Here is a 13,419-nt window from a genome sequence, read left to right on the forward strand (position 1 = left end):
CAGCCTACCGGGTGGGGGTGACAGGTTTGGGGGGATCGGGGTCGGCTGTGGATAACCGGGTGCGTTGTGGACAACCGGAGGTTGTCAGGTCACCCGGGTGTGGCGGGCAGCCTTTAGGGTGACCCCGTGCACGAAGCCCGGCCGCCGCATCGGCATACACCGCGTCGGCAGACCGTCTTGTTGCCGGTCGCCGGGTTGGTCGTCCTCGCGGGCTGTGGTCTCACGCTGCTCGCCCTGTCGACCGCGCGGGTCGGTCTGCTGGCCGAGCTGGTCGGGATCGTCGCCGCGTTGGTGCCCGTCGGGTCGATCGTGGCCGCGTTGCTGTGGATCGACCGGTGGGAGCCGGAGCCCGCGCGCATGCTGTGGCTCGCGTTCGGGTGGGGCGCGAGCGTCGCGGCGATCACCGCGCTGCTGGTCAACAACACCGCCGCCGCCGTCGGGGACGCCCTGCTCGGGCACGGCAGTGGCGACAAGGTCAGCGCGATCATCTCCGCGCCGCTGTTCGAGGAGGCACTGAAGGGTGTCTTCGTCCTCGGCATCATGTACTTCCTGCGCGACGAGTTCGACGGCGTGATCGACGGCGTCGTCTACGCGGGCTTCGTCGCGGCCGGGTTCGCGTTCACCGAGAACATCTACTACTTCGGCCGCGCGTTCGCCGACCACGGGTTCGGCGACCCGGGCACGGGCGGCGTGGTCACGGCGTTCATCCTGCGCGGGGTCCTCTCCCCGTTCACGCACCCGCTGTTCACGGCCATGATCGGCATCGGGATCGGGGTCGCCGCGCGGACGTCGAGCCGCTGGCTGCGCATCGGGGCGCCGCTCGCCGGTTACCTCGTCGCCGTCCTGCTGCACGCGCTCTGGAACGCGGCCGCCACGCTCGGCACGCCGCAGACGTTCCTCAACGTCTACTTCCTGGTCATGGTGCCGATCTTCATCTCCGGCGTGTTCCTCGTCAGCTGGCACCGCCGCCGCGAGCAGCGGATCGTCGCGCGTGCGCTGCCCGCGATGGTCGACCGCGGCTGGGTCGACCCCGGCAACGTGAAGCGGCTCGTCACGCTCACCGCCCGCCGCGACTGGCGGGTCCGGACGGGACGCAAGCAAGGCCGCTCCGCGTCGCGGGCGGTGGCCGCGTACCAGGCGGCGGTCACCGAGCTGGCGTTCCTGTGGCACGCCGTCCACCTCGGACTCGCGGGCCACGACGCACACGAACGTGAGGCACGTCTCGTCACGGTCCTGCACGCCGCCAAGGCCGACCTGCCCACCAGAACCCCGTCGCGGTGAAGTTACGCTTTCGCCGGGAGATGTTCAGGGAGGCGGTATGAACCGGCCCGCGCGCCTTGCCGTCGGGGTGGTCTCCACCGGCCGCGTCGGTGCGGTGCTCGGTGCGGCGCTCGCGCGTGCCGGTCACGCGGTCATCGCCGCGTCCGGGGTCTCCCGCGACTCCGTCCGGCGCGCCGAGGAGCTGCTGCCCGGCGTGCCACTGCTCCCACCCGACGACGTGGTCCGCGCCGCCGACCTGGTGCTCCTCGCACTGCCCGACGACGCCCTGCCCGGCATGGTCCGCGGGCTCGCCGTCGCCGGTGCGCTGCGGCCGGGGCAGATCGTCGTCCACACCTGCGGCGCCCACGGCGTCGACGTCCTCGCCCCCGCTCAGGAACAGGGCGCGCTGCCGCTCGCGTTGCACCCGGTGATGACGTTCACCGGCCGTGCCGAGGACCTCGAACGCCTCACGACCTGCTGTTTCGGGGTCACCGCCGGTGACTCCGACGAGGCGGCCTGGAGCGTCGGCGAGGCACTGGTCGTCGAGATGGGCGCCGAGCCGGTCCGTGTTCCGGACGCGGCCCGCCCGCTGTACCACACGGCGCTGGCCCACGGCGCGAACCACCTGGTCACGCTGGTCGCCGAGGCCGCCGACCTGCTGCGCGGCGCCGGTGTCGACAACCCAGAGCGGATGCTCGGCCCGCTGCTGTCCGCCGCGCTCGACAACGCGCTGCGCCACGGCGACCGCGCGCTGACCGGGCCCGTCGCCCGCGGTGACGCGGGCACCGTGCGGGCGCACCTGCGGGTGCTGACCGAGAACGCCCCCGACATGCTGCCCGCCTACCGCGCGCTCGCCGCGCGGACCGCGGAACGGGCCGAGGAGAGCGGGCTGCTGCGCCCCGACCTCGCCCCGGACGTGTTCGCCGCGCTGGAGCGAGAGGATCGCCGATGACGCCGAGGTTCACCCCCGGCCAACTGCACGTCCACAGTGGACTCAACGACATGGTGGCGACCGCGCGCGCGTTGCGTGCCGTCGGCCGCAAGATCGCGCTGGTGCCCACCATGGGCGCCCTGCACGACGGGCACCGCCAGCTCATGCGAACCGCGCGGCGGCTACCGGGCTGCGTGCTCGCCACGTCGATCTTCGTCAACTCGCTGCAGTTCGGGCCGAACGAGGACTACGACCGCTACCCGCGCCCCCTCGACGACGACCTGAAGGTCTGCGAGGAAGAACGCGTCGAGCTGGTGTTCACGCCCTCGCGCGAGGAGATGTACCCGGGCGGCCCGGAGATCACCATCGACCCCGGCCCACTGGGTGGTGAGCTGGAGGGCGCGTCCCGGCCGGGTCACTTCGCGGGCGTCCTGACCGTGGTGGCCAAGCTGTTCACGATCATCCGGCCCGACTACGCGGTGTTCGGCGAGAAGGACTACCAGCAGCTCACGCTGATCAGGAAGCTGGAGCGCGACCTCAACCTCGACGTGCGGATCATCGGCGTGCCGGTGGTGCGGGACGCCGACGGGCTCGCTCGCTCGTCCCGCAACGCCTACCTGTCCGACGACCAGCGCAGCGCGGCGGTCACGCTGTCCGGCGCGCTCGCCGCGGGCGCCAGGGTCAGCGCGGGTGGCGCCGAGGTCGTGCTGGAGTCCGCGCGGGCCGTGCTCGACAAGGAGCCGCTCGTCGACGTCGACTACCTGGAGCTGCGTGGCGCCGACCTCGGTCCGGCGCCGGAACGGGGCGAGGCCCGGCTGCTGGTGGCGGCCAGGGTCGGCACGACGCGGCTCATCGACAACACGGCTGTGTTCCTTGGTCAGGGGGAGGACTGACATGTTCCGCACGATGCTGAAGTCCAAGATCCACCGGGCGACCGTGACGCAGGCAGACCTGCACTACGTCGGCTCGGTGACCGTCGACCAGGACCTGATGGAGGCGGCAGACCTGCTCGAGGGTGAGCAGGTGACGATCGTCGACGTCACCAACGGCGCCAGACTCGAGACCTACGTCATCACCGGTGAGCAGGGCAGCGGCGTCATCGGCATCAACGGCGCGGCCGCGCACCTCGTGCACCCCGGCGACATCGTCATCCTCATCGCCTACGGGCTGATGGACAACGCCGAGGCAGCCGCGTACCGGCCGCGCGTGGTGTTCGTGGACGAGACCAACAAGGTCGTCGACAAGGGCTCGGTGCCCGCGTACGTGCCGGACGGCCACGGTCTGACGAGCGGCGCGACCACCGACACCGCGGAGACCGCCGACGCTGCGATGCTCGACGCGTTGCTCCAGTCGGAGAGCTGACCCGGTGCTGCTCGCGATCGACGTCGGCAACACCAACATCGCGCTGGGTCTGTACGCGGGCAAGGAACTCGTCCGCGACTGGCGCATGCGCACCGACCCGCAGATGACCGCCGACGAGCTGGCGCTGACCATGCGCGGGCTGCTCGGTGACCACGCCGACGAGATCACGGGCGTGTCCGCGCTTTCGACGGTGCCCGCGGTGTTGCGTGAGCTGCGGGTCATGCTGGGCCGCTACTACCGCGCGGTGCCGAGGGTGATCGTCGAGCCGGGCGTGAAGACCGGGGTGCCGCTGCTGGTCGACAACCCGAAGGAGGTCGGCGCCGACCGCGTGATCAACACGCTCGCGGCCCACCACCTGCACGAGACGACGTGCGTGGTCGTCGACTTCGGCACGTCCACCAACATCGACGTGATCTCCGCGAAGGGCGAGTTCCTCGGCGGCGTGTTCGCGCCGGGCATCGAGATCTCGGTCGACGCGCTCGCGTCCCGGGCCGCCGCGCTGCGCAAGGTCGAGCTGGTCCGCCCGAAGTCCGTGATCGGCAAGAACACCGTCGAGTGCCTGCAGTCGGGGATCATGTACGGCTTCACCGCCCAGGTCGACGGCCTGGTGCGCCGCATCGTCGACGAACTGCACCGCACCGCCCACCCGGGGGACGTCACGGTCATGGCGACCGGTGGCCTCGCGCCGCTCGTGGTGGACGAGTCCGAGACGATCACCGACCACCGCCCCGACCTGACGCTGCTCGGGCTGCGCCTGGTCTTCGAACGCAACACGAGGTGACCGTGGACATCCGCACCGCCCGCGCCGAGGACGACGCGGCGTTACTGGAGATCGACTTCGCGACGTGGAACCAGGCCGTGTCGCCCGCGCCGGTGCCGACACGGGAAAACCGCACGTCGTTCTTCGACGACCGCACGGAGCGCGAGAACTACCTGGTCGCCGAGGTGGACGGCAAGGTCAGCGGTTACGTGCTGGTGCACCAGAACATCCCGCTCGAGTCGCACCGGCACGTGCTGGGCATCAACGGGCTGGCGGTCGACCCGGCCGCGCAGGGCCGCGGGGTCGGCCGGGCGCTGGTCGAGGCCGCGGTGGCGGAGGCTGGCAGGCGTGGCGCGTCGAAGGTGACGTTGCGTGTGCTCGGTGAGAACCCGGGTGCGCGACGCCTGTACGAGCGGTGCGGGTTCGTCGTCGAGGGCGTCCTGCGCGGCGAGTTCGAACTGGACGGACAGCTCGTCGACGACGTGCTCATGGCGCGGTATCTCTGAGCGATCTCTGAGCGCCGCGGCCTCCGGCCCCCGGAATCCACGCTACCGCCGCGCACCGACCACGACCGGCCGGGCGAGCGCGACCTGTGGACAACGAGGCCACCTGTGGACCACCGCCCTCGAAAGCCCGCTCGGCGGGCCGTGACCGTCGGTGCCATGCCGTAGCGTGGAAACCGGGGGCCGGAGGCCGGCCCTCTCGCCGCCGCGTGGCGCGTACCACCTTCTGCGGGAACCGGCGCGTCAGTTCGGCACGCCGAGCGCGCCCGTTCGTCTGCCATACCACCCGAACTAACGCGCGCGACACACGCCGTACCCTGTTCTACCGTGACCGACGAAACGCAGGAACCGCAGTCCGACGACCTTCCTGAGCAGCTTCGGGTCCGTCGCGAGAAGCGGGCCCGCCTGCTTGCCGACGGCATCGATCCATATCCCGTCGAACTGCCCCGCACTCACTCACTCGGGCAGATTCGCGAGAAGTATTCAGACCTCGCGCCGGACACCTCGACCGGAGATGTGGTCGGCGTCACTGGTCGCGTCATCTTTCTGCGCAATACGGGCAAGCTCTGTTTCGCGACGCTGCAGGAGGGCGACGGCACCGAACTGCAGGCGATGCTCAGCCTGAACAAGGTCGGCGAAGACGCGCTTTCCGCGTGGAAGGCCACCGCCGACATCGGTGATCACGTTTTCGTGCGTGGCGAGGTAATCACGTCTCGCCGCGGCGAGCTGTCCGTTCTCGCCGACGAGTGGCGAATCGCGGCCAAGGCGCTGCGGCCCCTGCCGGTCGCGCACAAGGACCTGAACGAGGAAACCCGCATTCGGCAGCGGTACGTCGATCTGATCCTGCGTCCGCAGGCCCGCGAAACGGTCCGCACCCGCGCCGGTGTGGTCCGCGCTTTGCGGGAGAGTTTCCACCACCGCGGATTCACCGAGGTCGAGACGCCGATGCTGCAGACGCAGCACGGCGGTGCCACCGCGCGTCCGTTCGTCACACACTCGAACGCGATGAGCATGGACCTCTACCTGCGTATCGCGCCGGAGCTGTTCCTGAAGCGCTGCGTGGTCGGCGGTATCGAGAAGGTCTTCGAGATCAACCGCAACTTCCGCAACGAGGGCAGCGATTCATCGCATTCCCCCGAGTTCGCGATGCTCGAGTTCTACGCCGCCTACGAGACCTACGACTCGATGGCCGTGCTGACCCGCGAGCTGGTCCAGGAGTCCGCGCGCGCAGCGCTCGGTACCGAGGTCGTCACGCTGGCGAACGGCGAGGAGTACGACCTGTCCGGCGAGTGGACCAGCCTGTCGATGTACCCGTCGCTGTCCGAGGCGCTGGGCAGCGAGGTCACCCCGGAAACGCCCGCCGAGCTGCTGCACAAGCACGCCGACGACCTCGGTCTCGAGGTGGATCCGAAGCTCGGCCACGGCAAGATGGTCGAGGAGCTGTGGGAGCACCTGGTCGGCGACAAGCTTTACGCCCCGACGTTCGTGCGTGATTTCCCGGTCGAGACGTCGCCTCTCACCCGGCAGCACCGCAGCATCGAGGGTGTCGCCGAGAAATGGGATCTCTATGTCCGGGGATTCGAGCTCGCCACCGGATACTCCGAGCTCGTCGACCCGGTCGTGGAACGTGAACGACTCACCGAACAGGCCGGTCTGCGGGCAGGTGGTGACGACGAGGCGATGCGTCTCGACGAGGACTTCCTGCGGGCTCTCGAGTACGGAATGCCCCCGAGTGGCGGCGTCGGAATGGGTATCGACCGGTTGCTCATGGCGCTCACCGGCCTCGGCATACGCGAGACGATCCTGTTTCCGCTGGTGCGCCCAGAATGAGCAAGTCGCGGCGCGGGAACCACTAACCTAATCACGGATTTGCGTTAAGCTGGTTAGTGAGAGTATTCGTATATGTGCTCACGCACGTTCGCTCGGTCCCGCGTCGCAAACCTGAGGAGGGCGCAGATGGCGCAGAAGGTCACGGTTAGCCTGGTCGACGACCTCGATGGTTCTGAGGCGGGGGAGACCGTCGAGTTCGGTTTGGACGGGGCGTTCTACGAGATCGACCTCTCCGAGGACAATGCCGAGCGGTTGCGGGACGCGCTCTCCGAATTCGTCGAGCACGCGCGCCGGTCCGGTGGCCGTAAGCGCACGGGCAGGCTGGTCGCCGCCGGCCGCGCGCCGCGCACCGCCTCCGCGGACCGGGAACAGAACCAGGCAATGCGTGAGTGGGCCCGTAAGCAGGGCATGAACATCTCGGATCGCGGCCGAATCCCGAAGGAAGTAGCTGAGGCGTACAACGCTCAGGCCTGAGATTCACACAATCGTGCGGCGCCGGTTCCTCGATTAGGCGGGAACCGGTGCCGTAATCGCTTCGGCCGGTCGCACCGCGACCGCGATCCACACCGCCGTGCCGAGCGTCGCGACACCGGCCAGCGCCATCGCCACACCGACGGGCACGACCTCGGTCAGCCCGCCGAACACCAGCGGCCCGACACCCTGCAACGTCATCAGCCCGGTGGACAGCAGCCCGAACGCCTGCCCGGTCGAGTCGTCGGGCAGCGCGTCACGGAACCGTCCCTGCAGCCCGACCCCGAACGCGAACCCCGAGCCGAGCACGACCATCAGCGCTCCGGCGACCAGCGGGTTCACGTCGAACGCGAACGGGACCAGCGGCAGCCCGAGCAGCGCGACCAGCAGCGGCACGGCCCTTTCCCTGGTCCGCGGCGCGAACACCCTGGTCACGACGAGGTTGCCGACGAACATCCCGGCGGGGATGCACGCGAGCACCACGCCCGCCGCGCCGTCGGGGAAGCCTTCGAGCGCGGCGTACGGGATGAGCAGGCTCTCCCCGCCGATCACGAACGCGGGCGGCAGCCAGTTCGCGAACAGCAGTCGCCGCACGGCCGGGTCGACCAGCAGCTCACGTGCGCCGTGGAAGCTCTGCCTGACCAGCGAGCGCTCGCTCTGCCTGCCGGGTGCCGGCAGGTCCGGCAACGCCAGCCGTGCCCACAGCGCGGCGACCGCGTGGCAGGTCGCGGTCACGAGCAGCGCGGTCTCGGGCCCCATGAACGCGACCGCCAGCCCGCCGCCTGCCATCCCGATGATCTGCGCGGCCGACGAGACCAGCTGGAACAGGCCGCGTCCGACGACGAACGCGTCGCCGGACAGGGCGTCGGCGGTCAGCCGCCCGGCGGTCCCGTTGAACACCGGCGCGAGGCACCCGATGCCGGCGACCAGCAGCAGGCTCGCCCACACGGGCATGCCGCCGAGCGCCAGCAGGGCGGCCGCGACGGCTTCCAGCGAGTAGCCGGTGACGATCAACAGCCGCGGCCGGATCAGGTCGGGGAGGGCGCCGATGACCAGCCCGCCGACGACCTGGGGGAGGAACGAGGCCCCGAACGTCATCGCGCCGAGCAGCGCCGACCCGGTGGCCGTGAAGACCAGCACGGACAGGGCGACCGTGCGCAGGGTGTCGGCACCGATCGCGAGGGCCCTGGTGAGGAACACCGTGCGGTAGACGGGCACGGCCAGGACCTGACGGAAGGTGGCTCTTTCGTTCACGGCCACAGGTTCCGCCGGTCGATCGTTCTCCCACCACTCTTTCGTGCAGGGGCGTAAGGTCACAGCGTGCTGAGGTTCGTGGTCGGCCGCGACGACCTGCTGAACAGCCGTTTCGCGTTGTCGCCGGTGACCGAGCTGGAGAACGTGCTGCGCAAGCTGTCGGGCCGCAAACGCACGTCGCTGCCGCCCGCGTGGTCGGCACGCCTGATGCCCGCCTTCCACCGCCTGCGCCGCGAGACGGCACTGGACGCGTTGCTGGCACTCCAGAGCGAGCGCTATGGCGCCGCGTTCGTGGTGCAACCGCCGACGAGCATGGCGCAGACGATCGAGGACGACCTGGCCGCGCTCAGGGCGACGCCGCTGGCGCAGGCACGCAAGGAGATCGCCGACTGCCTGGCCCGGCGCCCGGCCACCGACCCGCGCGTGCTCGCGGTGCTCGAGGACGAGAACGTGTCCGCGATCCTGGCCGACGTGCTGGAGGAGGCGTGGCACGAGCTGATCGCGCCGGACTGGCCCGCGTTGCGTGCCGTGCTGGAACGCGACGTGGTCTACCGCGCGGGACTGCTCAGCACGGGCGGGTGGCAGGCGGCGTTCGCGGGGTTGCACAAGCGCCTGGCGTGGCGGGACGGCGCGCTGGAGCTGAGCCGGTTCGTGGCGGGCACCTACCATCTGGACGGCGCCGGGTTGCTGCTCGTGCCCGCGGTGTTCGTGTGGCCGAACATCGGCGCGTACACGGACCCGCCGTGGCCGACGGCGCTGGTGTACCCGGCGCGGGGCACGGCCGCGCTGTGGGAGCCGGGGCCCGCGACGCCGCCGGACGCGCTGGCGTCGCTGCTGGGACGGTCACGTGCGCGGCTGCTGGTGGCGCTGTCGGACCCGGCGAGCACGACACAGCTGGCGACGTCGCTCGGCATGGCGACCGGTGCGGTGGGTGACCACCTGGCGGTGTTGCGCAACGCGGGCCTGGTCACCAGGGCCCGCTCGGGCCGTGCTGTGCTCTACCGGAGAACCCCGCTGGGCGACGCCCTGGCAGGCGGCACACCCTGAGCGAGCGCACCGCCGCAAACCGACTCTGACCTGCGAAAACTCCGCGTCCAGTGCGTAACCTCAACCCCCACCCGTTCCCGGGGGCCACCCGCCATGCCAGTCTACCGGTGCCTACCGACAGGCACCCGGATGTCGATCTTGCCTGTGGATAACCGGACGGGTTGTGGACAACCGTCGCTCAGTTCTTCGGGCACGCACGGGGGCATGTCTCGCACACGCCCTGACCGGCCTCCATGAGGTAGTGGAAGCAGCACGCCTCGCGTCGCCGCGTCCATCCCGTCCTGCCCTGGTCGTCGACCACCGGCCGCAGCGTCGACGCGGACGTCAGCGGCGCGAACCGGTCCGGCAGCAGCAGGTTCGCGTCCAGCACGCCTGCGGTCTCGTCGCCAGCGTACCGGCCGACCAGCCACATCGAGTGATCGAGCGCGTCGGTGGCCGCCGCCCACAGCGTGTGCCTGCCGAAGCGCACGGTCCCCGCGAACGCCGACACGAACCGTGCCGCATGGGCGGTGAACCGGCCCCGCAGCACCGCCGCGAGCGCCTTCTCGGACGGCACGACGGTCGCGTTCGGCGTGCCCGCGGCGGGGTCGTCGGGCAGGCACACGAAGCTCTCGTCAAGAACCGCGATCGAATCCGGATGGGGTCTCGGTCGAGCCTTGTGGAACGCGAGGTGCTCGGGACGCAGCGACGGCACCCGCCGCTCGTGGTGGAAGAGCAGTGCCGCGAGGTACCCGGGGACGCCGAGGTACCACGACATCACGTAACCGGCCGTAGTCCGTTCGGGCGCCTCGTTGTAGCGGTCGTGCAGCCAACCTGCGAGTTCCTGACGCCAGAGCGTGAAACCGTCGGGTGCGGAGAGTAGTTCCGCACAGTTCACCCAGCCGGTTGAATCGTCCGGGAGCCCGACGCGGACCTCGGTCCTGACCTGGCGGGAAGCGGCCCGTGTGACCGATTCGACAAGTGAGGGCACGCGCACGCCGGTCACAAGCCGTAAGCTTGGACTGGTCCGCATGGGCGTCTCCTGAGGCCTTATTAGGTGAGGCTGACCTAACTTTAGCTCACCATAAAGATCATCGCGAGCCCGGCGTCCTGAGTGTTCGCGCTCAGCGGACATCACCAGCTGGCGGAATCCGCCCCGGTTGTCGCACGTTGTTCCTTGTGAAGCTCTCGGATAGCCGCAAGTGGTACTGAGAGCGACAGGCTGGACGACTACAGTGGTCTTCACGGTGCTGAGCCACCGCGAACCGGGTACTTAGCGGTGGAGTAAGGGCCGCCGGCGCAGCAGTCAGGAGTGCAGATGTTTGAGAGGTTCACCGACCGCGCGAGGCGGGTGGTTGTCCTGGCCCAGGAAGAGGCCAGGATGCTCAACCACAACTACATCGGCACCGAGCACATCCTCCTGGGCTTGATCCACGAGGGTGAGGGTGTCGCCGCCAAGGCGCTCGAGTCGCTGGGAATCGCCCTCGAGGGCGTGCGGCAGCAGGTCGAGGAGATCATCGGCCAGGGCCAGCACGCGCCGAGCGGGCACATCCCGTTCACCCCACGGGCCAAGAAGGTCCTCGAGCTCTCGCTGCGGGAAGCGTTGCAGCTCGGACACAACTACATCGGCACCGAGCACATCCTCCTGGGCCTGATCCGGGAGGGCGAGGGCGTCGCCGCCCAGGTGCTCGTCAAGCTCGGCGCCGACCTCAACCGCGTACGCCAGCAGGTGTTGCAGCTGCTGTCCGGTTACCAGGGCAAGGAGCCCGCGGAGACCGGCGGCCGCGGCGAGGGCACCCCGTCCTCCTCGCTGGTGCTCGACCAGTTCGGTCGCAACCTGACCGCGTCCGCGCGGGAGGGCAAGCTCGACCCGGTCATCGGGCGGGCCAAGGAGATCGAGCGGGTCATGCAGGTGCTGTCCCGCCGCACCAAGAACAACCCCGTGCTCATCGGCGAGCCCGGCGTCGGCAAGACGGCCGTCGTCGAGGGCCTCGCGCAGATGGTCGTCAAGGGCGAGGTGCCGGAGACGCTGAAGGACAAGCAGCTGTACACGCTTGACCTCGGCTCCCTGGTCGCCGGCTCGCGCTACCGCGGTGACTTCGAAGAGCGCCTGAAGAAGGTGCTCAAGGAGATCCGCACGCGCGGCGACATCATCCTGTTCATCGACGAGATCCACACGCTCGTCGGTGCGGGTGCCGCCGAGGGCGCGATCGACGCGGCCTCGATCCTGAAGCCGATGCTCGCCCGCGGTGAGCTGCAGACGATCGGTGCGACCACGCTCGACGAGTACCGCAAGTACGTCGAGAAGGACCCCGCGCTGGAGCGCCGCTTCCAGCCGATCCAGGTGGGCGAGCCGACGCTCGAGCACACGATCGAGATCCTCAAGGGCCTGCGCGACCGGTACGAGGCGCACCACCGCGTCACGATCACCGACCCGGCGCTGGTGGCCGCGGCGACGCTCGCCGACCGGTACATCAACGACCGGTACCTGCCGGACAAGGCGATCGACCTGATCGACGAGGCCGGTGCCCGCATGCGCATCCGCCGCATGACCGCGCCGCCGGACCTGCGCGAGTTCGACGAGAAGATCGCCGACGTGCGCCGCGAGAAGGAGAGCGCGATCGACGCGCAGGACTTCGAGCGTGCCGCGAAGCTCCGCGACAAGGAGAAGACGCTGCTCGGCCAGAAGGCGGAGCGGGAGAAGCAGTGGAAGGACGGTGACCTGGACGTCGTCGCCGAGGTGGACGACGAGCAGATCGCCGAGGTCCTCGCCAACTGGACCGGTATCCCGGTGTTCAAGCTCACCGAGGAGGAGACCACGCGTCTGCTCCGCATGGAGGAGGAGCTGCACAAGCGGATCATCGGCCAGGAGGACGCGGTCAAGGCCGTGTCCCAGGCGATCCGCCGCACCCGCGCCGGCCTGAAGGACCCGCGCCGTCCGTCCGGCTCGTTCATCTTCGCCGGCCCGTCCGGTGTCGGTAAGACCGAGCTGTCGAAGGCGCTGGCGAACTTCCTGTTCGGCGAGGACGACGCGCTCATCCAGATCGACATGGGTGAGTTCCACGACCGCTACACCGCCTCGCGGCTCTTCGGTGCCCCTCCCGGGTATGTGGGCTACGAGGAGGGTGGCCAGCTGACCGAGAAGGTGCGGCGCAAGCCGTTCTCGGTGGTCCTGTTCGACGAGATCGAGAAGGCGCACCAGGAGATCTACAACACGCTCCTGCAGGTGCTGGAAGACGGGCGGCTGACCGACGGTCAGGGCCGGACGGTGGACTTCAAGAACACCGTCATCATCTTCACGTCGAACCTCGGTACGCAGGACATCTCGAAGGCCGTGAACCTCGGCTTCTCGAGCGGCGGCGAAGGCCAGACCTACGACCGGATGAAGCAGCGCGTCGACGACGAGCTGAAGAAGCACTTCCGGCCGGAGTTCCTCAACCGCATCGACGACATCATCGTGTTCCACCAGCTCACCGAAGAGCAGATCGTCCAGATGGTGGACCTGATGATCACCCGCGTCGAGGCGCAGCTGAAGAACAAGGACATGGCCCTCGAACTCACGTCGAACGCCAAGAAGCTGCTCGCCACCCGCGGCTTCGACAAGGTGCTGGGCGCTCGGCCGCTGCGCCGGACCATCCAGCGCGAGATCGAGGACCAGCTGTCGGAGAAGATCCTGTTCGGCGAGATCCAGCCGGGCCAGATCATCATCGTCGACGTCGAAGGCTGGGACGGCGAGGAAGGCACGTCCACGGACAAGGCGGTCTTCACCTTCCGCGGTGAGACCAAGCCCGCCAACGTCCCGGACGCCCCGCCGGTCAACATGGCCGCGTCGAGCACGGAAGGCGACGACGCGGAGTCCGCCTGATCCAAGAACAACGGAAGGCCGCGCCCCCGGTTTCGGGAGCGCGGCCTTCCGCTTGTTCAACGTCCCGAAGGCGTCTTTCTGGGCATCCCGAACCGGGCGTCCGGCGAGGACATCCGGTTGCCACATCCCAACGGTGTTCGGCGTCGGCCGAGGCACG

Annotated in this window: 12 protein-coding genes; 10 read left to right on the plus strand and 2 right to left on the minus strand. The window is 69.5% G+C overall.

What is annotated here, in order from left to right:
• Positions 1-126 precede the first annotated feature (126 nt).
• From ACIBVP_RS15985 to ACIBVP_RS16020, 8 genes are all read left to right on the plus strand, one after another.
• A complete protein-coding gene (locus tag ACIBVP_RS15985) occupies positions 127-1,281 on the plus strand; it encodes a PrsW family intramembrane metalloprotease (protein ID WP_396106856.1) in 1,155 nt (384 codons plus the stop codon).
• Between the two features lie 37 nt (positions 1,282-1,318).
• Complete coding sequence (locus tag ACIBVP_RS15990) at positions 1,319-2,212, plus strand: Rossmann-like and DUF2520 domain-containing protein (RefSeq protein WP_396106857.1); 894 nt, start codon at positions 1,319-1,321, stop codon at positions 2,210-2,212.
• A complete protein-coding gene (panC, locus tag ACIBVP_RS15995; RefSeq protein ID WP_396106858.1) occupies positions 2,209-3,084 on the plus strand; it encodes a pantoate--beta-alanine ligase in 876 nt (291 codons plus the stop codon). The genes ACIBVP_RS15990 and panC overlap by 4 nt, the downstream gene beginning before the upstream one ends.
• A 1-nt stretch (position 3,085) precedes the next feature.
• Positions 3,086-3,553, plus strand: a complete 468-nt coding sequence (panD, locus tag ACIBVP_RS16000) for an aspartate 1-decarboxylase (RefSeq protein ID WP_396106859.1) — start codon at positions 3,086-3,088, stop codon at positions 3,551-3,553.
• Between the two features lie 4 nt (positions 3,554-3,557).
• Entirely contained in the window at positions 3,558-4,334 is a 777-nt protein-coding gene (locus ACIBVP_RS16005) for a type III pantothenate kinase (protein WP_396106860.1), read from the plus strand.
• On the plus strand, positions 4,331-4,819 hold the full coding sequence (locus ACIBVP_RS16010; protein ID WP_396106861.1) for a GNAT family N-acetyltransferase: 489 nt from the start codon (positions 4,331-4,333) through the stop codon (positions 4,817-4,819). Before ACIBVP_RS16005 ends, ACIBVP_RS16010 begins: the two co-directional genes overlap by 4 nt.
• Positions 4,820-5,143: 324 nt before the next feature.
• Positions 5,144-6,646, plus strand: a complete 1,503-nt coding sequence (gene lysS / locus ACIBVP_RS16015; protein ID WP_396106862.1) for a lysine--tRNA ligase — start codon at positions 5,144-5,146, stop codon at positions 6,644-6,646.
• 126 nt (positions 6,647-6,772) lie between these two features.
• Positions 6,773-7,120 carry an Lsr2 family protein gene (locus ACIBVP_RS16020; RefSeq protein WP_396106863.1) on the plus strand — a complete coding sequence of 116 codons (348 nt, stop codon included), beginning with the start codon at positions 6,773-6,775 and terminating at the stop codon, positions 7,118-7,120.
• A 33-nt stretch (positions 7,121-7,153) separates the two neighbouring features.
• Here the strand turns inward: ACIBVP_RS16020 and ACIBVP_RS16025 are convergent, their stop codons facing one another.
• Positions 7,154-8,371 (minus strand): MFS transporter, encoded by a 1,218-nt coding sequence (locus ACIBVP_RS16025; RefSeq protein ID WP_396106864.1) that lies wholly within the window; start codon positions 8,369-8,371, stop codon positions 7,154-7,156.
• A 66-nt stretch (positions 8,372-8,437) separates the two neighbouring features.
• Between ACIBVP_RS16025 and ACIBVP_RS16030 the strand changes: the two genes are divergently transcribed.
• Positions 8,438-9,418 (plus strand): DUF5937 family protein, encoded by a 981-nt coding sequence (locus tag ACIBVP_RS16030; protein ID WP_396106865.1) that lies wholly within the window; start codon positions 8,438-8,440, stop codon positions 9,416-9,418.
• 178 nt (positions 9,419-9,596) lie between these two features.
• Here the strand turns inward: ACIBVP_RS16030 and ACIBVP_RS16035 are convergent, their stop codons facing one another.
• Positions 9,597-10,430 carry a (2Fe-2S)-binding protein gene (locus ACIBVP_RS16035; RefSeq protein WP_396106866.1) on the minus strand — a complete coding sequence of 278 codons (834 nt, stop codon included), beginning with the start codon at positions 10,428-10,430 and terminating at the stop codon, positions 9,597-9,599.
• Positions 10,431-10,715: 285 nt separating this feature from the next.
• On the opposite strand from ACIBVP_RS16035, the gene ACIBVP_RS16040 reads away from it, so the two are divergent.
• Positions 10,716-13,262 (plus strand): ATP-dependent Clp protease ATP-binding subunit, encoded by a 2,547-nt coding sequence (locus ACIBVP_RS16040; RefSeq protein WP_396106867.1) that lies wholly within the window; start codon positions 10,716-10,718, stop codon positions 13,260-13,262.
• Positions 13,263-13,419 lie beyond the last annotated feature (157 nt).

The organism is Actinophytocola sp. NPDC049390, from assembly GCF_044466355.1.
Taxonomy (GTDB): Bacteria; Actinomycetota; Actinomycetes; order Mycobacteriales; family Pseudonocardiaceae; genus Actinophytocola.

What these genes read in the sequence shown, in the direction of transcription:
- ACIBVP_RS15990 (WP_396106857.1), top strand. Translation starts at nt 1,319, where the DNA reads ATGAACCGGCCCGCGCGCCTTGCCGTCGGGGTGGTCTCCACCGGCCGC.
- panC (WP_396106858.1), top strand. Translation starts at nt 2,209, where the DNA reads ATGACGCCGAGGTTCACCCCCGGCCAACTGCACGTCCACAGTGGACTC.
- panD (WP_396106859.1), top strand. Translation starts at nt 3,086, where the DNA reads ATGTTCCGCACGATGCTGAAGTCCAAGATCCACCGGGCGACCGTGACG.
- ACIBVP_RS16020 (WP_396106863.1), top strand. Translation starts at nt 6,773, where the DNA reads ATGGCGCAGAAGGTCACGGTTAGCCTGGTCGACGACCTCGATGGTTCT.
- ACIBVP_RS16035 (WP_396106866.1), bottom strand. Translation starts at nt 10,430, where the DNA reads ATGCGGACCAGTCCAAGCTTACGGCTTGTGACCGGCGTGCGCGTGCCC.
- ACIBVP_RS16040 (WP_396106867.1), top strand. Translation starts at nt 10,716, where the DNA reads ATGTTTGAGAGGTTCACCGACCGCGCGAGGCGGGTGGTTGTCCTGGCC.